Here is a 958-nt window from a genome sequence, read left to right on the forward strand (position 1 = left end):
GGCTAAGACAAATAGATGGAGCGGGATGCCCAATTCTATTTGAACGTATCCCGCTCTAGTCGGGACGGCGATAGGCCACAACCTCGCCAGGCATGCTCAGGCTCTGCAAGGAGCCAGGTGCCGCGCCGCCGATCCAGCCCAGCACCGAGCGGGCGAGCTCGGCGCCGGCCAGCCGGAAGTTCTCGTTGACCACCAGCAATTCCCTGCGGAACAGGTGCAGCAGGTCGGACGACTGCTTGGATACCACGTCGACGTCCCGGCCGAGCTTGAGGCCGACGTCCTCGATGCCGGCGACGATGGCGAGTGTCGCGGCAGCGGCACTGCTGACGAAACCGTCCGGCCTGACGTCACGGCGCATCAGCTGCGCGGTCCTCATCCTGATCTGCTCGATCGAATGGTCGACCGAAACGGTGTTGAACGGGATCTCGCTGGCGCCGACCTCGCTCAGCGCATCGGTGAAGCCGTTCAGCGTATGGCTGTGGTAGGTCAGCTCGACTGGGGGCGCCAGCAGAGCCAGCCTGCGGCGGCCGATGCCGGCCAGGTGGCGCACAGCCTCGGTCGCGAACGCGTAATTGTCGAAGTCATGATAGGGATGGATCAGCCCCATATCGGTGCGGCCATGCGTGGCGAAGGGGATACCACGCTCGAGCATGTAACGGGCCCTGGGGTCATTCGGCTGGGTGCGCGAGATGATGACGCCGTCGGCGGAGCCGGTCTCCACCAGATAGCGTATCGGGTCCAGGGGATCCTGAGAGCGTGAATAGGGCGTGACGATCAGGTGATAGGGTGTGGCGGCGATGACTTCCGAGACGCCGTAGATGATGTCAGAGACAAAGCTCATGATCTCGCGCTCGGTGTTGAGCACGAGGCTGATGACGTTGGTCTTGCCGGTCCGCAGCCGCACACCGGCGCGGTTCGGCCGGTAGCCGATCTGCTTGGCGACAAGCTGGACGCGTCG

Annotated in this window: 1 protein-coding gene; it reads right to left on the reverse strand. The window is 64.2% G+C overall.

The window, feature by feature from the left end; all coding sequences use genetic code 11:
• Positions 1-55 precede the first annotated feature (55 nt).
• Positions 56-958: LacI family transcriptional regulator (locus AC0L17_RS34465; RefSeq protein ID WP_473518988.1), on the reverse strand; the 903-nt coding region annotated here is incomplete at its 5' end.

The sequence above is a fragment of the Mesorhizobium sp. WSM4829 genome, from assembly GCF_055811475.1.